Here is a 16,306-nt window from a genome sequence, read left to right on the forward strand (position 1 = left end):
CCGGCGGATCCTTGGTGCACGACTTGTAACGGAGTACAGCGTGGGTGACCATGGAGGCCGGTGTAAGGAGGCAGGTCGATGTCCCTGAGGAACACCGGTGTTACGTCGCAGGTCGTGAACGCGCACGCGTGCCCGGTCCGCGAGGTTCTTGACAGGGTGGCCGGCAAATGGAGCGTCCAGATCCTGGTCGCGGCCTCACACGGCCCCATCCGCTTCACCGAGCTGGAGCGCGGTATCGAGGGCATCAGCCGCCGGATGCTCACCCTCACGCTGCGCAACCTGGAGCGCGACGGACTGGTGACCCGCACCGTCCATCCGACGGTGCCCCCGAAGGTGGAGTACGAACTCACTCCGGTGGCCTATGAACTGCACGAGACCTTGCAGCGGCTGACGGACTGGGCCGAGCGCAACCGCGGGTACATCGCACAGGCGCGGGCGGTCTACGACGCCGAGCACAATCCCGAACTGCTCGACGCGTAGACGGAGTTCGCGGGGTTCTAGAGCCCGAAAAGCTCCGGGTCCGAAGTGAGTTCCTTGAAGATCTCACGCGGATCGGCCACCAGCTTGCGGGCCTTGAGGTCCAGCAGCCCGCCGACCGCGTCGACCTCGGCGGCCGGTGTGCCGTCCGCCTTGGTCATCGTCTGGCGTATCCGGAACGTCTTGCCGCCGCTCCACTCGAACGCACAGGTCACATCGACCTCGTCACCGGCGAGCAGCTCCCGTTTGTACCGGATGGTCGTCTCCAGCGCCACCGGGCCCACACCCCGGCCTATCAGCCGGGCCTGGCTGACCCCGGCCGCCTGCAGCAGCGACCAGCGGGCGTGCTCCGCGTAGTTGATGTACACCGCCTGGTTCAGATGGCCCTGTACATCAGTCTCGTAACCACGGACCGTGACGCGGACGGAATACGGTTCGCTCACGACTTCCCCTTCTCGTGTACGGCACACTGATCTTTCGTCTGCATCCTGGCACGCCCGTCACACCCGGCGCGGCGATGCCAGCAGATAGCGCGTTCTGGTCCGGGGCTCCGTGTACTCGCCGGTCTGCCAGCCGGCCCGCTCCAGGGTGGCCGCGCACGCCCGCAACCGCTCGCCGTCCGCTTCGTACACCGCGACGGCCTCCGGCTGCGGGGTCGCCCGGACCCGGTAGCCGGCGCGGTCCGGCCCCTCGGGCGGATGCCCGGACGCCTCCAGGGCGAGCGCGGCGGCCCGCACCAGATGCGCACGCTCCCAGCCGCACGGCCGGTCCACGGCAGCGTCGGGATTGGTCATCCGGCGCAGCTCCAGCAGCCCCTGCCAGGCGCTGTGCACCTCACGTGCGCGGGCGGGCCCGTCGTCGGCCGTCTCCTCACCGCCGACGCGCGCGGCGAACACCCCGTCCGGCTCCGGCCGGACCGCTGCCTCGGGCTGCGGAGCCGCGTCCCGAGTCCGGTGCCCCGCGGGCGTCAGGAAGTGGTCGTGCGGCGGGCGCGGGTGCCGGAAGGCGAGGCCGTGCCTCACCAGCGCCGCCAGCTGTGCCTCCGTACCCCGCAGCCGCCCGGTGACCGGATCGGCGGCGTCGATGACCCGCCGTTGCGCGGCGGTGGGCGGTCGGGTCACGGCGTGCTCCTTCCCGGTGCCGAGCGCTACTGATCCCTTCTCCGAAGGCTACGACCGGGGACTGACAGCGGGGGTCCGGCTAGGTGCCCGGCCGGATGTTCCACCCCGCGATCACCGGCCGTGCGTGTTCCGTGCCCAGTCGGCTCAGCGTCCCGGTCGCCAGCTGGAAGAGGGCCCCCTGGGACGGGGGCAGGCCGAGGCGGCGGGCGGTCAGGACGCGCAGGAAGTGGCCGTGGGCCACCAGCACCACGACCCCCTCCGTGTTCGCGAGGGCCGCGTCGACCTTGGCCAGCATCCGGTCGGCGCGCTCCCCGACCTGCTCCGGGGTCTCCCCGGGATGCTCGGGCGGACCGGGCGCCACCCCGTCCGTGAACAGGAACCAGCCCGGCCGGGTGCGCTGGATCTCCATGGTGGTCACGCCCTCGTAGCCGCCGTAGTCCCACTCCCGCAGATCGGAGTCCACGCGTGCGTCGGGCACCCCGATCAGCTCGGCGGTCTCCCGGGCCCGCTGGAGCGGGCTGACGAAGGCGGCGCCGATGCGGTGCGAGCGGATCAACGGCATCAGCCGCCGCGCCTCCGCCCGTCCGTGCTCGGTGAGCGGCACGTCGGTCCAGCCGGTATGCCGACCGGACCGCGACCACTCGGTCTCACCGTGCCGGACGAGAAAGAGATCACCCATGACTCAGAGGCTAAGAGCCCAGTGCTCCAGTTCGGCGAACTCCCGCGCCCGTAGGCCGTGCCGCGGATCGACCGGAAGGAGCAGTGCCGGGCCGTCGTGATGCTCGGCGACATGACGGACATCGCGTCCGGTGACCATGTCGTCCACCCACACGAACGGCCGTCCCGCCGCCCACTCCACGACGGTCCGGGTCTTCCAGTACAGCCCGTCCGGGTCTTCGGCGAACAGCTCCGGCCACTCGATGACGGGCAGTTCGGGCAGCCCGATGACCGGCCCGATCATCTCGTTGGCCTGATGCATCCAGGTGGTGGCCCAGGCCGGTTCGTACGGCAGCGCGAGCAGCCGGGCCCCGTGCCCCGGGTGCAGCCGCACCCGCAGCCCCCGGCGCAGCTTCCGGGAGCCGGGTTTCTGACGGGCGGACCAGTTGGCGGGGTGCAGCCTGCGGGTCACATACCCGCGGTGCCACAGGAACCTGGCCCGGAACGGGTTGAGGGGGCCGTCGACGTCGAGGAGGAGCAGCGGACGCTGGGTCATGGGGACGGGTTACCCGGGGGAGCGGGGCCGTCGCACCTGCACGGCACATTCGGCCCGGTCCCGGTCCTGGTCGGGTGATCCCAGGGCGCCCGCCCGATCTCCGCCCGGCCCGCGGGCCCCGGTCGCGCCCGCACACCCGGGCGGGCGTGCCGGGGAAGCCGGCCACTACTGCCGATAGCCGCTCAGGAACCGTCCGATCCGGCCGATCGCCGTCTCCAGGTCCTCCGCGTGGGGGAGGGTGAGGATGCGGAAGTGGTCGGTGGTGGGCCAGTTGAAGCCGGTGCCCTGGACGACCTGGATCTTCTCCTGCAGCAGCAGGTCCAGGACGAACTTCTCGTCGTCGTGGATCGGGTGGACCTTGGGGTCGATACGCGGGAACGCGTAGAGGGCGCCCTTCGGCTTGACGCAGGAGACACCCGGGATCTCGTTGAGCCTCTCCCAGGCCACCGTGCGCTGGTCGTACAACCGACCACCGGGGGCGGTGAGTTCGCGGATGGACTGGCGGCCGCCGAGCGCGGCCTGGATGGCGTACTGGGCGGGCGCGTTGGCGCACAGCCGCATGGAGGCCAGCATGGTGAGGCCCTCCAGGTAGTCCTTCGCGTGCTGCTTCGGGCCGGTGACGACCAGCCAGCCCGAGCGGAAGCCGGCCACCCGGTAGGTCTTGGACAGGCCGCAGAAGGTGAGGACGACCAGGTCGGGGGCGAGGGCCGCGGTCGAGTGGTGGACGGCGTCGTCGTACAGGATCTGGTCGTAGATCTCGTCCGCGAAGACCATCAGGCCGTGCCGGCGGGCCAGGTCGAGGATGCCCTCCAGGATCTCCTTCGGGTAGACGGCACCGGTCGGGTTGTTGGGGTTGATGATGACCACGGCCTTGGTGCGGTCCGTGATCTTCGACTCCATGTCGGCCAGGTCCGGGTACCACTCGGACTGCTCGTCGCAGAGGTAGTGCACCGCCTTGCCGCCGGCGAGGGTCGTCACGGCGGTCCAGAGGGGGAAGTCCGGGGCCGGGATCAGGATCTCGTCGCCGTCCTCCACCAGCGCCTGTACGGCCATGGAGACCAGTTCCGAGACGCCGTTGCCGAGGAAGACGTCGTCGACGCCCACCTCCAGGCCCAGCGTCTGGTAGCGCCCCGCCACGGCCCGGCGGGCGGAGAGGATGCCGCGCGAGTCCGTGTAGCCGTGCGCCTGCGGGAGCATCCGGATCATGTCCTGGAGGATCTCCTCCGGCGCCTCGAAGCCGAACAGCGCGGGGTTGCCGGTGTTCAGGCGCAGCACGCTGTGGCCCGCCTCCTCCAGCGCGTTGGCGTGCTCGATCACCGGTCCGCGGATCTCGTAACAGACCTCGCTGAGCTTGTTGGACTGCCGGAACTCCATGCGCCCCTCCGGAAACTCGTGTTGCTTGGTTTTACCAAGTAGGAGCTTGGAAAGTCCAACATCTTGTCTAGACTGCGTCGCATGTCACCTCGCCGAAGCTACGACCAGTACTGTTCCGCAGCCCGCGCGCTCGACGTCGTCGGCGACCGCTGGACCCTGCTGATCGTCCGCGAACTGCTCGCCGGTCCCCGCCGCTACACGGACCTGCACGCGGATCTGCCCGGGGTCAGCACGGACGTCCTCGCCTCCCGGCTGAAGGACATGGAGCGGGACGGGCTCACGACCAGGCGGCGGCTGCCTCCGCCGGGCGCGGCGTACGTCTACGAACTCACCGGGCGAGGGCGCGAGTTGCTGCCGGTGCTGCAGGCGCTGGGCAAGTGGGGGGAGCCGGAACTGGGCGACCGCCGGCCCACGGACGCGGTACGCGCCCACTGGTTCGCGCTGCCGCTGCTGCGGTCCCTGGAGGGCGAGGGACTGGTCGAAGTCCGGCTGGAGGAGGGGGACTTCCACGTCCACGTGGGCGGGGAGGACGGCCCGGTGTACGGCGACGGTCCGGCCCCCGCCGAGCCCGACGCGCGGCTGCTGCTCGACACGGAGACCTGTACGGCCCTGGCCCGGGGCGAGCTGACGCTGCCGGACGCGGTGCGGGCGGGGCGGGTGACGGTGACGGGGGACGGGTCCCTGGCCAAGGAGCTGCGGGAGGCCTGAGACGGCGACTGGGCCCCCGCCGTGAACGAGGGCCCAGTCGACTGGGTCGGGTGTCGGGTCAGGCGCCCGGCGGCACCCGTGACGGCCGCCCCGTCCCCCGGGTCAGCGCATACCCGCCGATGCCCGCCAGCGCGGCCAGCACGCCACCGATCCCGGTCCACACCCAGCGGTCGGTCCACCAGCCGGAGGACCAGCCGTCGTCGGGTTCGATGCTGGACAGCACAGCCGACTTGGCCGACTTCGAGGACGAGGAACTGTCGTCGTCCGACGCGGACTTGACCGCGATCCCCGGCACCAAAGGCTTCGCCAGCGAACCGTCCACCGCCGCCGAGCCGCCGATGTCCTTGGAGTCCACCCGGACCTCGGCACTCACCGGCTGACCGAGGTCCGCCGAGCCCAGGTTCACCACGGTCAGCCGGATGTAGTACGTGCCCGGCAACGGGTCGTCGGCCCACGGCTCCGACCACGCCCGCACCGTACGCATCACACAGGCCAGCTCCACCGACGTGGCGCCCTGCGCGGCCGTGCGGGTCTGTGCGCCGTACTGGCAGGCCTGCCGGCGCCGCAGACCGTCGTACACGTCGATCTGCCAGGTCTGCGCCGCATGCGAGTCGGGCAGCTTCACCGTCGCCCTGACGTCGGGACGCCGGCCGGCGTCTGCGGGGAACGACCAGTACAGGTAGTCGCCCGTCGATCCGCTGGCCGTCGCCTTCTCGCCCTGGTCGATCTCGGTCGCCGTACGGAAGGACGTGCCCGCCTGGGTGGGCGCGCCGCTGTCCTCGGAGGCGCTGGGGGAGGGCGAGGCGTCGTCGGCGGCCGCCGGCCCCGCGGCCAGCCCCACCGCCAGCAGCGCGGCACTCAACACATGTGTGATTCTCATCAGTTGGTCCTCCAGACCGCGACCCGCCAGCGCGACAGCCAGCCCCACAACACACCCGCGAGGAAGCCGGTCAGCACCAGCGCCCCGAGCAGCCACCAGCCGCGGCCGAGACCGAAGGACGCGACGTCGCTCGCCTTCGACGGCCCGTCCACCACGTCGACCGTCAGCTCGATGGGCAGACCGGGACTGGTCTTCACCCCGGACGCGGCCGAGAAGGAGTTGGTCACCTGGACGCAGACGGTCTCGGCGGCGGCGTTCTCGTCGTCGCTCTCGGCCTTCGGGTACCGCAGCCCGGTCGAGATGACGTCCGTACGGCCCGTGCCGGACGCCTCACCGCGCACGATCTCGCGTCCGGTCGCCGTCACCGCGCGCAGCAGCACGCCGTAGTCGGGGTTGACGGCCCGGTCGGCGGCGACGCTCACCGAAGCGCGCAGCTCCTGGCCGGGGTTGACGTCCACCTTGTACCAGCGCTGCTGCCCGAACTCCTCACGGTCGGTGTACAGACCGGACTTGAGCGCGGGCGCCGAGGAGCACTGGTCCGTGCCCTCGGTCGCCACCGGCGTCACCACGGGGTCCGCCGCGCGGTGCACCAACTGACCCACGCGGTCGGTCAGTTCCTCCTTGTGCTGCACGGAGGTGTAGGTACCGCCGGTCGCGTCCGCGATGCAGCTCAGCTGGTCGCGGGTCTTGGCGTCCGGCACCAGGCCGAGGGTGTCGATGGTGAGCCCGACGCCCTTGGCGGCGATCTCGCGGGCCACCTCGCACGGGTCGAGCGGCGGGCAGGTGTCCTCGCCGTCGCTGATCAGGACGATACGGCGGGTCCCGTCACCGCCCTGGAGATCGTCGGCCGCCTTCAGCAGCGCGGGGCCGATCGGGGTCCACCCGGTCGGCTGGAGCGTGGCGACGGCGGTCTTCGCCTCGGTGCGGTCCAGGGTGCTGACCGGGTAGAGCTGCGCGGTGTCCTTGCAGCCCACCTTGCGGTCGTTGCCGTGGTAGTTGGCGCCGAGTGTGCGGATGCCGAGCTGGACACCTTCGGGTGTCGCGTCCAGCACCTCGTCGAACGCCTGCTTGGCCGCGGCCATTCGCGTCCCGCCGTCTATGTCAGCCGTCCGCATGGAACCGCTGACGTCCAGCACGAGCTCCACCTTGGGAGCGGCCTGGTCGTCGGTCTCGTCGGCGACCGCCTGGCCGGGGAACGCGATCCCGGACGCCAGGGCGGCGAGCAGAGCGCAGACTCCTGCCGCCAGCCGTTGTGTTCTGATCATCGGCGGATCTTATTGATCAGAGGTGCCGGGCTCCAAAACGAGGTCCGGGTACCGAAACGGGAGTGACCGGCAGGCCAACGGACGGCGGCGGGAGACCGTCGGTCACCGGGGCTCGGCGAGCGGGTTCGGCAGCGCCGCCCACTGGTCGCCGGGGATCTCCGGCGAGAGCCGCATCAGCGTCAACGCCTTCGCGGGCACCGGGCCTTCGAGAAGGGTCGTCAGATCGGGGGTCGTGGGCAGGTCCCGTACGGCCGTCTCCAGGGCCGTCGCCAGAGCCTGCCCCGAACCCGCCGTGCCCGCGAGCGCGCCCGCGACCAGGGAGCCGAACAGCTTGCGGCGCAGCGTCGTTTCGTCGTCCGTGACCAGGCGGCCCGTCAGATCGGGCGGGGCGATGCCGTGCCGGGCCAGCCGGGCGGGGCTGAGGCGGATGTCGGCCAGGTCGCGGTAGACCAGGCGAAGCGGTGCGCCGGTCTCGGAGAGCACCACCAGCAGGTTCTGGCCATGCGCCTCCAGGGCCACGCCCAGGTCCAGCAGCCGCAGCCCCACCGTCAGGGCGAGCCGGGTGAAGTCGGCCAGCCACGACGGTGATTCGGGGAGGGCGGTGGTGGCCAGGGCGGCGACCGGCAGGACCCGCTCACCCGGTGCCGCACAGGCCTCGGGTGACTCGCGCAGCACCGCGGCGAGGTCGGGGGAGTCGGCGGTCGCCGCGCCGAGGGTGCGGGTGACGTGCAGCAGCCCGTCCGTCCGGGATGCCAGGTCCGTCGCGAAGGACGACAACGTCATCGCCGCGTCGATCGAGTACGTCGAGATGTCCCGCACGGACGAGGTCAGCCGGGCGCTGAGCGCGGTCTTCAGATGCGGTCCGCCGGGGAGCGCCAGCGTGCGCAGGGACATCAGCGGGTGCGCGTCCCGCCAGGGCCCGCCCGTGCCGCCCTTGAGGACATGGGCGGTCTGCCAGGGGTGCACGGGAATCAACAGCCGTTCCCCGTCCCGGAGCTCGTCCGGCCAGTCGCCGGTCAGCAGGCACTCCCCGGCCGCGACCGGGACCGTCTCCAGCCGCACCACCGGGCGGTGCTCCGGCCCGTACGCGAGCTGCTCCGCCGCCGAGAAGCCGGGCCGGGAACGGCAGTTGGGGTGGAAGGGATGCCCGTCGACCACCCGCTGCTCCCACTCCCAGTCCCGGTCCGGCCACTCCTTCGCGGGAAACTCCCGGTCCGCCCGCGACAGCGCCAACGACGCGGCGCTGTGCCCGAGTTCGGTGGCGAACCCCGCCGAGTGCGGCCACCCCAGATCCGTCATCAGCAGCGCCGGATCGTCGTACGGCACCCCGTCCAGCCGTACGGCGGTCACATACGCGTCCGTGGCGTACGGATCCGCGTGCGGACCGTGCAGCGCCCGCCCGTCGGCCAGCCGCAGCGCCAGGCTGTGCGCCCCGCGGACCCGGCGCGCCACCCACGGCAGCGGCTCGTGCGCCAGCGCCCGCCACAGGCGGGTCAGCACCGCCGCCCGTGCCCCGGGCAGCTCGGCCCGGTACCGGTCGACGAGCTCCGGCCGTGCTTCGGCCAGCTCGGCGGCGAGCCGGTTCTCGATGGGGGAAGGACGGTGCACGGGAGGGCTCCTCGGGGACGGGTACGACGTTCATGATGCCCGTCGACGAGAGACATACTGATCGTGATCGGACTGTGTGGACGTCAGAGAACGAATGGAACGAGTGGACCTCATGCCCCCCAGCGACGCCGTCGCGGAGTGCGCCGACGCGTATGCTGCCGCGCCCCTGCTCAACTGCCTGATCCGGGAGGTGGCCCAGCCGCTGCCGGACGCCGCGGACGGGGAACTGCGGGTCTACCGGCTGCCCGGCGGACGGCTGCTGCGGGTGCGCGGCGAACGCCGGCCCGCCGCGCCCGAGGTGTACGCGGCCGGCCGCTGGCATCGGATCGGCCACGCCGAGCTGGTCAAACTCGTCGCCGAGGAACTGCGCGGCCACACCGGGCTGTCCAACGGCGACCTGCCGGCCGAGATGATCGACAGCCGGGACACGGTCGCCGCGCTGCTCACGGCACGCGCCCGGGCGACGGCGCCCGACGACCCGTATCTGCGCTCGGAGCAGTCCCTCATCACCGGCCATCCCCACCACCCCGCCCCCAAGGCGCGCGGCGGCGGCCCGGTCGCCGCCTGGCTGCCGTACGCCCCCGAGGCACACGCCCGGTTCCCGCTGGTGCTGCTCGGGGTGCGCGAGGACGAGGTGGCCGAGGAGGGCGACATGTCGGCGCTGGACGCGCTGGCCGCCGTACCGCAGGGATACCGGCTGCTGCCGGCCCACCCCTGGCAGCTCGACCTGGTCGCCCGCGACCTCGCCCCGGCCTTCGCGGACGGGCGGCTGGTGCGGCTGGGCGAGAGCGCGTTCACGACCTGGCCGACGGCGGCGATCCGCACCGTCTACGAGCCGGTGCGGGACCTGTTCCTGAAGTTCAGCCTGGATGTCCGCATCACCAACGACATCCGTCGACTGTGGGCCCATGACCTGCGGAAACTGCGCCGCACGGACGCGGCCGCGACCGCCGCCTTCGCGGCGATGGACGGGCCGGCCGGCTGGCTCGGCGACCGCGGCTACCGCACCGCCCGCTTCGCCTTCGAGGAACTCGCGGTCATCGCGCGGGACGGACTGCGCGGGCCGCTGCTGCCGGGGGCGACCCCGCTGCTCGCCGCCGGCCTGGTGGAGGGCTACGACGGCGACCCGCTGGCCGCGACCGCGGACCCGGAGGCCTGGTGGGAGGCGTATCTGCGCGCGGTCGTACCCCCCGCGCTCACGGCCTTCGCGGACCACGGTGTCGTCCTCGAAGCGCATCTGCAGAACACCCTGGTCGCCGTCGGCCCGGACGGCATGCCGGTGCAGGCGCTGTACCGGGACGCCGAAGGGGTGAAGCTGCTGGCCGACGTGGAGCGGGCCGCGGGATGGGAGCGGCTGGTGTACTGCCTGGTCGTCAACCACCTCACGGAGGTCGCCGCCGCCCTCGCCGAACGGCACGCCGGGTTCGACCCGTGGCCCGCGGCACGTCGGGAGCTGGGACGGCATCCGCTGCCGGAGGTGGCCGAGTTGCTGGCGTCGCCGACCCTGCCGGGCAAGACGAACCTGCTGCTGCGCTGGACCGGCGCGGACGGCGCCGACGCGCGCTATCTGCCGTTGCCGAATCCGCTGGCCGCGGAGTAAAGAGCGATCTTCTTTTCGGCGTGCGTTCCGCGCGTTCGAATATTCCGGTGCCCTGGGTTTTCCGCGCATGGCATACATCACGCAGGACGCGTTTCGACTGCCGATTGTGAAGGAGTAGTGTCGCTGACGCCAACGAAAACAAGCCGTTATGGCCTTTTTAATCATGGATCGCAAGATCAGTAACAAGGAGAAAAGGACATGGCGCTCAAGATTGCACGCCGGGCCGGTGTTGCGCTCGCCTCCGCGGCGGTCGCGGTAGGCGCACTCGTCGCCGCCGGGGGCTCGGCGTCGGCAGCGACCTTGTCGACCGGTTCCAACGTCAGCGCCGCCTCCCACTCCGTGGGCTGGGGGAACGACCGTGACGGGTACCGCTACAACGGCCATGACGGCTACCGCTACGACAGCCGCGACGGCTACCGCTACGACAGCCGCGACGGCTACCGCTACGACAGCCGCGACGGCCACCGTTACGACAACCGGGACCGGTACGAGGACCGTTATGGACACCGCTACGACAGCGACCGTGACCGGTACGAGGGTCGTTACGTCAGCGGTGACAACGACCGCTCGGTGCGGTTCTGACACCGGTCGACGCATGAAGTGCGCTGCCTTCGGTGAACTTGGAGCGTCCACCGACGACAGCGCCCAGAACCCCCGCGACGGACTGAGCAATCCGTAGCGGGAGTCGCCGAACCTTGAGCGGCCTCGGCGACTGACAGGGTACAGGGAGACAATCCGTACCCATAAGAAATGCGGCAGGCCCGGTCGGCGCAGGGACACGGCGACCGGGCCGGCCATAAAGCGACCTGAATTCATTTCGCGGTATTCGGACGGGGCGAGAGCCGAGGTGCGCACGTCGACACGCACCCCTCGCCGGCCGTCACACTCGGTTACTATGCTCACTCAAGCGGAAGAGTGGAAGCTGTGGTCAGGATGCTGAGAGAGGTCACCGCCACCCGTTATATAGAGCCCCTCCGTTCCGGCGGCTCGGTGCCCGGGATCGTCGAGGCCGACGACCTCGGGACGTACGTCGTCAAGTTCACCGGCTCCGCACAGGGCCACAAGGCGCTGGTCGCCGAGGTGATCGTGGGGGAGCTGGCGCGGGCGCTCGGGCTGCGGTTCCCCGAACTGGTCCTGGTGCACTTCGACCCGGCGATCGCCGAGGAGGAGCCGCACCAGGAGGTGCGCGACCTGCACGCGGCCAGCGGCGGAGTGAACCTCGGGATGGACTTCCTGCCCGGCGCGACCGACTTCACCCCGGAGATCGCCAAGGTCTTCCCGGTGGACCCGGTGGAGGCCGGCCGGATCGTCTGGCTGGACGCCCTCACCGTCAACGTCGACCGTACGGTCCACAGCTCCAACCTCATGGTCTGGCCGACCTTCGGCACCGCGCCCCCGCATCTGTGGCTCATCGACCACGGCGCCGCCCTCGTCTTCCACCACCGCTGGGACGTCTCGGTCCCCGAGAAGGCGTACGACTTCCGCCACCACGCCCTCGGCCAGTACGGCCCCGACACCCGCGCCGCCGACGCCGAACTCGCCCCCAGGGTGACCGAGGAGCTGCTGCGTGAGATCCTCGCCGAGGTCCCGGACGCCTGGCTCACCGACTTCGGCGCACCCGACGAGATGCGCGAGGCCTACATCGGCTATCTGCTGGCCCGGGTCCGGGCCTCTGCGCAGTGGCTCCCCACCGACTTCCCGGGCCGCGACCAGCTCGCGGCCGAGGAGGCCGCCCGTGCGGCCAGGACCCGGCAAGGGCGCCCGGACTGGCTGAAGCGGGTCCCCGACCTGCACGGCAAGCCCGCGGCTCAACAGGATTGGTCGGTGCACCTCGGATGAGCGACAGCGGGCGCGTGGAGATCGAGTACTGCACCCAGTGCCGTTGGCTGCCGCGGGCGGCCTGGCTGGCGCAGGAACTGCTGACCACCTTCGAGACCGAGCTGACGGAGCTGGCGCTGAAGCCGGGAAAGGGCGGCGTCTTCGTCGTCCGGGTCGGTGACGAGGTGGTGTGGGACCGGCGTGAACAGGGCTTCCCCGAGCCGACGGCCGTGAAGCAGGCCGTACGCTACCGAGTGGCCCCGGGAAGGTCCCTGGGCCACTCGGACAAGCCTGCTCCCTGAGGGCTCAGCCCCGCAGCTGCTGGTACGCGGGCAGCGTCAGGAAGTCCGCGTAGTCCTCGTCGAGCGAGACCTGGAGCAGCAGGTCGTGGGCCTGCTGCCAGTGGCCGGCCGCGAAGGCCTCCTCGCCGATCTCCGCGCGGACGGCGGCGAGTTCCTCGGCGGCGACCTTGCGGGCCAGCTCAGGGGTGGCCTTCTCGCCGTTCTCGAACTCGACGCCCGCGTTGATCCACTGCCAGATCTGCGAGCGGGAGATCTCGGCGGTGGCCGCGTCCTCCATGAGGTTGAAGATGGCCACCGCGCCCATGCCCCGCAGCCAGGCCTCGATGTAACGGATGCCCACCTGGACGGCGTTGACCAGACCGGGGTAGGTCGGCTTCGCCTTCAGCGAGTCGATCGCGGTCAGGTCGGCGGCCTCGACATGGACGTCCTGGCGCAGCCGGTCCTTCTGGTTCGGCTTCTCGCCGAGGACCCGGTCGAAGGACTCCATGGCGATCGGGACCAGATCGGGGTGGGCGACCCAGGAACCGTCGAAACCGTCGTTCGCCTCGCGGTCCTTGTCGGCGCGGACCTTCTCGAAGGCCACCTTGTTGACCTCGGCGTCCCGGCGGGACGGGATGAAGGCCGCCATACCGCCGATCGCGTGCGCACCACGCTTGTGGCAGGTGCGGACGAGGAGTTCGGTGTACGCCCGCATGAACGGGGCCGTCATCGTCACCGCGTTGCGGTCGGGCAGGACGAACCTGGGCCCGCCGTCACGGAAGTTCTTCACGATGGAGAACAGGTAGTCCCAGCGTCCGGCGTTCAACCCCGAGGCGTGGTCCCGGAGTTCGTAGAGGATCTCCTCCATCTCGTACGCGGCCGTGATCGTCTCGATCAGCACGGTGGCGCGGACGGTGCCCTGGGGGATGCCGACGTAGTCCTGTGCGAAGACGAACACGTCGTTCCAGAGCCGGGCTTCGAGGTGCGACTCGGTCTTCGGGAGGTAGAAGTACGGCCCCTTGCCGAGGTCGAGCAGCCGCTGCGCGTTGTGGAAGAAGTAGAGCCCGAAGTCCACGAACGCGCCGGGGACCTGTTCGCCGTCGACCTCGATGTGCCGCTCGTTCAGATGCCAGCCGCGCGGCCGCATGACGACCGTCGCCAGCTCCTCGTCGGCCTTCAGGGCGTACGACTTCCCGCTCGCCGGGTCGGTGAAGTCGATGTTCCGGGTGTAGGCGTCGATCAGGTTCAGCTGGCCCAGGACGACGTTCTCCCAGGTCGGCGCGGAGGCGTCCTCGAAGTCCGCGAGCCAGATCCGGGCGCCCGAGTTGAGGGCGTTGATCGTCATCTTCCGGTCGGTGGGGCCGGTGATCTCGACGCGCCGGTCGTTCAGGGCCGCGGGGGAGGGGGCCACCTTCCAGGAGTCGTCCGCGCGGATCGCGGCGGTCTCCGGAAGGAAGTCCAGGGACGAGGTGCGGGCGATCTCGGCGCGGCGCTCGGCGCGGCGGGCGAGGAGTTCGGCACGGCGCGGCGAGAACCGCCGGTGCAGCTCGGCCACGAAGGCGAGCGCCGCGTCGGTGAGGACCTCCTCCTGCCGGGGCAGGGGCGCGGCGTCGACGATGGCCGGCGGAGACGGCGCTGGTGCGGACATGAGCTGTCACTTCCTTCAGCGGTGGCACCCGGTGCTTCTGATCAATGGATACTAGTTTCCTCATCGTGGAAGTTCAATGATTTGTTGATGTCAAGATTCTCGACGTGTCACTCAAGATGGACCAGGTCGGCCTCCGTGTCGATGTCGTACGGCTCGGCCACGTCCCCGCACTCGACGAGCGTGATCGCCTCCTCGTGGGCCTTGAGGTAGCCACGGGCGCCCTGGTCCCCGACCGCGCCGGCGGCGATCCCCGCCCAGTGCCGGGCGCCGAACAGCACTGGATGCCCGCGCACCCCGTCGTAGGCGGCCGACACCAGTGATCCCTCGTCCCGGTACGCGCCGAGCACCCGTGCCACGGCCGCACCCCCGATCCCCGGCTGGTCCACCAGCGAGACGAGCACCGCCGGCACCCCCGCCCCGGCCAGCGACTCCAGCCCCGCCCGCAGCGAGGACCCCATGCCCTCGGCCCAGTCCGGATTCTCGACGATCACGCAGTCGCCGAGCTCGGCCCGCTCCCGCACCTCGCCCGCCCGGGCCCCCAGAACCACGTGGACCGGCCCGCAACCGCCCGCGCGCAGCGCCCCGACCGTGTACTCCACCAGTGGCCGCCCCCGGTGCGTCAGCAGCGCCTTGGGCCGCCCGCCGAGCCGTCGGCCGCCCCCCGCGGCGAGCAGCAGCCCGGCGATCCGGTCATGTGTGTCCGTCATGGGTCCTGCATACCCGACACCGGGGCGGGAGGCTGGTTCCGCAGGGCTGAATTTCGGTCCGCGCTGTAGCGCTTTCCGCACGGGAGGGCGTTTACTGACCCGCGTCCCCGGGCGCCCGACCAACGCCGAGGGACACCTGGCGAGGGGGGGAGAGCTGTGTTGCGGAGCTTGGGGCAGAGGCCAGTGACCGGCAGAGACGACGATCCGAGGGTTACGGAACTACGCACGGCGGTCTCCAGACTGCGCCGTGAACTGGCCGCACACCCGGTCGAGTTCCCGGACCGCGCCATAGCGGAGGACGAACTGGCAGCCCTGGCGGCGATGGCGACGGGCGGCATGCCGGAGATCCCGCGCCTGCGCCGGTCCCTGTTACTGATCGCGGGAGCGATCGGCTCGGTGAGCGCACTGTCGCGAGGCCTGTCGGACGTACGCGAGGCGGTGGACCTGTTCGGGGAGACGCCGCGAGCCTGAGCGCCCCCGAAGGGGCGCGGGGCGTCATTGATATGCGGTTCCGCCGCGTGGGCGCGACCAGCCATGGCGCACCCGCACCCGCGAACGGTGAGGCAGTCCCTGCCCCTCAGGCTCCAGAACTCGCCAACGCCTGGGACAACTCGACGGCCACCTGCTGCAGCACCGGCACGATCTTCTCCGTCGCCGCCTCCGTGACCCGCCCCGCGGGCCCGGAGATGGAAATGGCCGCCGCCGTGGGCGAATCGGGCACGGACACGGCAAGGCACCGCACCCCGACCTCCTGCTCGTTGTCGTCCACGGCGTACCCCAGCTGCCGCACCTCCTCCAGGGCGTTCAGGAACCCCTCCGGAGTGGTGATCGTCTTCTCCGTCGCCGCGGGCATCCCGGTCCGCCCCAGCAGCGCCCGGACCTCGGCGTCCGGCACATGCGCCAGCAACGCCTTCCCCACGCCCGTGGAGTGCGGCAGCACCCGGCGGCCCACCTCCGTGAACATCCTCATGGAGTGCTTCGACGGCACCTGCGCCACGTACACGATCTCGTCCCCGTCGAGCAGCGCCATGTTCGCCGTCTCCCCGGTCTCCTCGACCAGCCGTGCGAGGTACGGCCGCGCCCATGTGCCCAGCAGCCGGGACGCCGACTCGCCGAGCCGGATCAGGCGGGGCCCGAGCGCGTACCGCCGGTTGGGCTGCTGGCGTACATAGCCGCAGGCGACGAGCGTGCGCATCAGCCGGTGGATCGTCGGCAGCGGCAGCCCGCTGCTCGCGGACAGCTCGCTCAGGCCGACCTCGCCGCCCGCGTCCGCCATCCGCTCCAGCAGATCGAAGGCGCGCTCGAGGGACTGGACCCCGCCGCTGCTGGACTTGGCGGAGTCGGTGGTGCTGGCGCTGGACGTCGGCACGGCGCGTTCCTTTCGGACTGCTCTCGCGGCGGGCAGGAGGGCAGCAGCCTACCCGGCGGTCGGTTGACTCCCCGCTTGTACGTAGCTACGTTCTGCTTGTCGGAATTGTAATTCCGCTTTGTGGAAACGTCCAGAGTAGGCGCTCATGGGGCCCTGATGGGCAGTGTGCCCTTGACGGCGCGGGGGCGGGAGTGAACACTCCTTCAACAGAACGTTGAATTCCGTTACATGGGTGTA

The 16,306-nt window shown here is 71.1% G+C and carries 18 protein-coding genes; 7 read left to right on the plus strand and 11 right to left on the minus strand.

What is annotated here, in order from left to right; translation table 11 throughout:
• The first annotated feature begins 78 nt into the window (after window positions 1-78).
• On the plus strand, window positions 79-480 hold the full coding sequence (locus ACIRR9_RS39990) for a helix-turn-helix domain-containing protein (protein ID WP_185149039.1): 402 nt from the start codon (window positions 79-81) through the stop codon (window positions 478-480).
• A 17-nt stretch (window positions 481-497) separates the two neighbouring features.
• Here ACIRR9_RS39990 and ACIRR9_RS39995 read toward each other — a convergent pair whose 3' ends face one another.
• The 5 genes from ACIRR9_RS39995 to ACIRR9_RS40015 form a co-directional block, all read right to left on the minus strand.
• The gene (locus ACIRR9_RS39995; protein WP_123972877.1) at window positions 498-920 is read right to left on the minus strand and encodes a thioesterase family protein; all 423 of its coding nucleotides are present in this window, start codon (window positions 918-920) and stop codon (window positions 498-500) included.
• 57 nt (window positions 921-977) lie between these two features.
• Window positions 978-1,598 (minus strand): hypothetical protein, encoded by a 621-nt coding sequence (locus ACIRR9_RS40000; protein WP_403762730.1) that lies wholly within the window; start codon window positions 1,596-1,598, stop codon window positions 978-980.
• A gap of 79 nt (window positions 1,599-1,677) precedes the next feature.
• Complete coding sequence (locus ACIRR9_RS40005; RefSeq protein ID WP_403762733.1) at window positions 1,678-2,277, minus strand: histidine phosphatase family protein; 600 nt, start codon at window positions 2,275-2,277, stop codon at window positions 1,678-1,680.
• A 3-nt stretch (window positions 2,278-2,280) separates the two neighbouring features.
• Window positions 2,281-2,811 carry a hypothetical protein gene (locus ACIRR9_RS40010; protein WP_403762735.1) on the minus strand — a complete coding sequence of 177 codons (531 nt, stop codon included), beginning with the start codon at window positions 2,809-2,811 and terminating at the stop codon, window positions 2,281-2,283.
• Between the two features lie 165 nt (window positions 2,812-2,976).
• The gene (locus tag ACIRR9_RS40015; RefSeq protein ID WP_403762738.1) at window positions 2,977-4,185 is read right to left on the minus strand and encodes a pyridoxal phosphate-dependent aminotransferase; all 1,209 of its coding nucleotides are present in this window, start codon (window positions 4,183-4,185) and stop codon (window positions 2,977-2,979) included.
• Between the two features lie 81 nt (window positions 4,186-4,266).
• Here ACIRR9_RS40015 and ACIRR9_RS40020 point away from each other — a divergent pair, with 81 nt between their 5' ends.
• Window positions 4,267-4,893 carry a winged helix-turn-helix transcriptional regulator gene (locus ACIRR9_RS40020; protein ID WP_403762741.1) on the plus strand — a complete coding sequence of 209 codons (627 nt, stop codon included), beginning with the start codon at window positions 4,267-4,269 and terminating at the stop codon, window positions 4,891-4,893.
• Window positions 4,894-4,951: 58 nt separating this feature from the next.
• On the opposite strand, the gene ACIRR9_RS40025 is transcribed toward ACIRR9_RS40020, so the two are convergent.
• The 3 genes from ACIRR9_RS40025 to ACIRR9_RS40035 form a co-directional block, all read right to left on the minus strand.
• Window positions 4,952-5,773 carry a hypothetical protein gene (locus tag ACIRR9_RS40025; protein ID WP_403762744.1) on the minus strand — a complete coding sequence of 274 codons (822 nt, stop codon included), beginning with the start codon at window positions 5,771-5,773 and terminating at the stop codon, window positions 4,952-4,954.
• Window positions 5,773-7,038, minus strand: coding sequence for a VWA domain-containing protein (locus ACIRR9_RS40030; protein ID WP_365346547.1), 1,266 nt, complete (start codon window positions 7,036-7,038; stop codon window positions 5,773-5,775). The genes ACIRR9_RS40025 and ACIRR9_RS40030 overlap by 1 nt, the downstream gene beginning before the upstream one ends.
• Before the next feature lie 102 nt (window positions 7,039-7,140).
• Complete coding sequence (locus tag ACIRR9_RS40035; protein WP_403762747.1) at window positions 7,141-8,646, minus strand: IucA/IucC family protein; 1,506 nt, start codon at window positions 8,644-8,646, stop codon at window positions 7,141-7,143.
• 94 nt (window positions 8,647-8,740) lie between these two features.
• On the opposite strand from ACIRR9_RS40035, the gene ACIRR9_RS40040 reads away from it, so the two are divergent.
• The 4 genes from ACIRR9_RS40040 (at window position 8,741) to ACIRR9_RS40055 (ending at window position 12,366) form a co-directional block, all read left to right on the plus strand.
• Window positions 8,741-10,246 carry an IucA/IucC family protein gene (locus ACIRR9_RS40040; RefSeq protein ID WP_403762750.1) on the plus strand — a complete coding sequence of 502 codons (1,506 nt, stop codon included), beginning with the start codon at window positions 8,741-8,743 and terminating at the stop codon, window positions 10,244-10,246.
• A gap of 198 nt (window positions 10,247-10,444) precedes the next feature.
• Window positions 10,445-10,828: a hypothetical protein gene (locus tag ACIRR9_RS40045; protein WP_403762753.1), complete on the plus strand. Its 384-nt coding sequence runs from the start codon at window positions 10,445-10,447 to the stop codon at window positions 10,826-10,828.
• A 351-nt stretch (window positions 10,829-11,179) separates the two neighbouring features.
• Window positions 11,180-12,085, plus strand: a complete 906-nt coding sequence (locus ACIRR9_RS40050; RefSeq protein ID WP_403762756.1) for a HipA family kinase — start codon at window positions 11,180-11,182, stop codon at window positions 12,083-12,085.
• A complete protein-coding gene (locus ACIRR9_RS40055; protein WP_403762759.1) occupies window positions 12,082-12,366 on the plus strand; it encodes a SelT/SelW/SelH family protein in 285 nt (94 codons plus the stop codon). The genes ACIRR9_RS40050 and ACIRR9_RS40055 overlap by 4 nt, the downstream gene beginning before the upstream one ends.
• A 4-nt stretch (window positions 12,367-12,370) precedes the next feature.
• Here ACIRR9_RS40055 and aceB read toward each other — a convergent pair whose 3' ends face one another.
• A complete protein-coding gene (gene aceB, locus ACIRR9_RS40060) occupies window positions 12,371-13,993 on the minus strand; it encodes a malate synthase A (protein ID WP_403762762.1) in 1,623 nt (540 codons plus the stop codon).
• A 107-nt stretch (window positions 13,994-14,100) separates the two neighbouring features.
• On the minus strand, window positions 14,101-14,700 hold the full coding sequence (locus ACIRR9_RS40065; RefSeq protein ID WP_403762765.1) for an NTP transferase domain-containing protein: 600 nt from the start codon (window positions 14,698-14,700) through the stop codon (window positions 14,101-14,103).
• Window positions 14,701-14,883: 183 nt separating this feature from the next.
• Here ACIRR9_RS40065 and ACIRR9_RS40070 point away from each other — a divergent pair, with 183 nt between their 5' ends.
• Complete coding sequence (locus ACIRR9_RS40070; RefSeq protein WP_403762768.1) at window positions 14,884-15,171, plus strand: DUF5955 family protein; 288 nt, start codon at window positions 14,884-14,886, stop codon at window positions 15,169-15,171.
• Window positions 15,172-15,277: 106 nt separating this feature from the next.
• Here ACIRR9_RS40070 and ACIRR9_RS40075 read toward each other — a convergent pair whose 3' ends face one another.
• Complete coding sequence (locus tag ACIRR9_RS40075) at window positions 15,278-16,069, minus strand: IclR family transcriptional regulator (protein ID WP_403762770.1); 792 nt, start codon at window positions 16,067-16,069, stop codon at window positions 15,278-15,280.
• Between the last annotated feature and the right edge of the window lie 237 nt (window positions 16,070-16,306).

Origin of the sequence: Streptomyces sp. NPDC101234, from assembly GCF_044767525.1 — a bacterium.
Lineage (GTDB): Bacteria > Actinomycetota > Actinomycetes > Streptomycetales > Streptomycetaceae > Streptomyces > Streptomyces sasae.

Excerpts from the sequence above, each read along its gene's own strand:
- ACIRR9_RS39990 (WP_185149039.1), top strand. The coding sequence starts at position 79 with ATGTCCCTGAGGAACACCGGTGTTACGTCGCAGGTCGTGAACGCGCAC.
- ACIRR9_RS40005 (WP_403762733.1), bottom strand. The coding sequence starts at position 2,277 with ATGGGTGATCTCTTTCTCGTCCGGCACGGTGAGACCGAGTGGTCGCGG.
- ACIRR9_RS40010 (WP_403762735.1), bottom strand. The coding sequence starts at position 2,811 with ATGACCCAGCGTCCGCTGCTCCTCCTCGACGTCGACGGCCCCCTCAAC.
- ACIRR9_RS40015 (WP_403762738.1), bottom strand. The coding sequence starts at position 4,185 with ATGGAGTTCCGGCAGTCCAACAAGCTCAGCGAGGTCTGTTACGAGATC.
- ACIRR9_RS40020 (WP_403762741.1), top strand. The coding sequence starts at position 4,267 with ATGTCACCTCGCCGAAGCTACGACCAGTACTGTTCCGCAGCCCGCGCG.
- ACIRR9_RS40025 (WP_403762744.1), bottom strand. The coding sequence starts at position 5,773 with ATGAGAATCACACATGTGTTGAGTGCCGCGCTGCTGGCGGTGGGGCTG.
- ACIRR9_RS40030 (WP_365346547.1), bottom strand. The coding sequence starts at position 7,038 with ATGATCAGAACACAACGGCTGGCGGCAGGAGTCTGCGCTCTGCTCGCC.
- ACIRR9_RS40040 (WP_403762750.1), top strand. The coding sequence starts at position 8,741 with ATGGAACGAGTGGACCTCATGCCCCCCAGCGACGCCGTCGCGGAGTGC.
- ACIRR9_RS40045 (WP_403762753.1), top strand. The coding sequence starts at position 10,445 with ATGGCGCTCAAGATTGCACGCCGGGCCGGTGTTGCGCTCGCCTCCGCG.
- ACIRR9_RS40050 (WP_403762756.1), top strand. The coding sequence starts at position 11,180 with ATGCTGAGAGAGGTCACCGCCACCCGTTATATAGAGCCCCTCCGTTCC.
- ACIRR9_RS40055 (WP_403762759.1), top strand. The coding sequence starts at position 12,082 with ATGAGCGACAGCGGGCGCGTGGAGATCGAGTACTGCACCCAGTGCCGT.
- aceB (WP_403762762.1), bottom strand. The coding sequence starts at position 13,993 with ATGTCCGCACCAGCGCCGTCTCCGCCGGCCATCGTCGACGCCGCGCCC.
- ACIRR9_RS40065 (WP_403762765.1), bottom strand. The coding sequence starts at position 14,700 with ATGACGGACACACATGACCGGATCGCCGGGCTGCTGCTCGCCGCGGGG.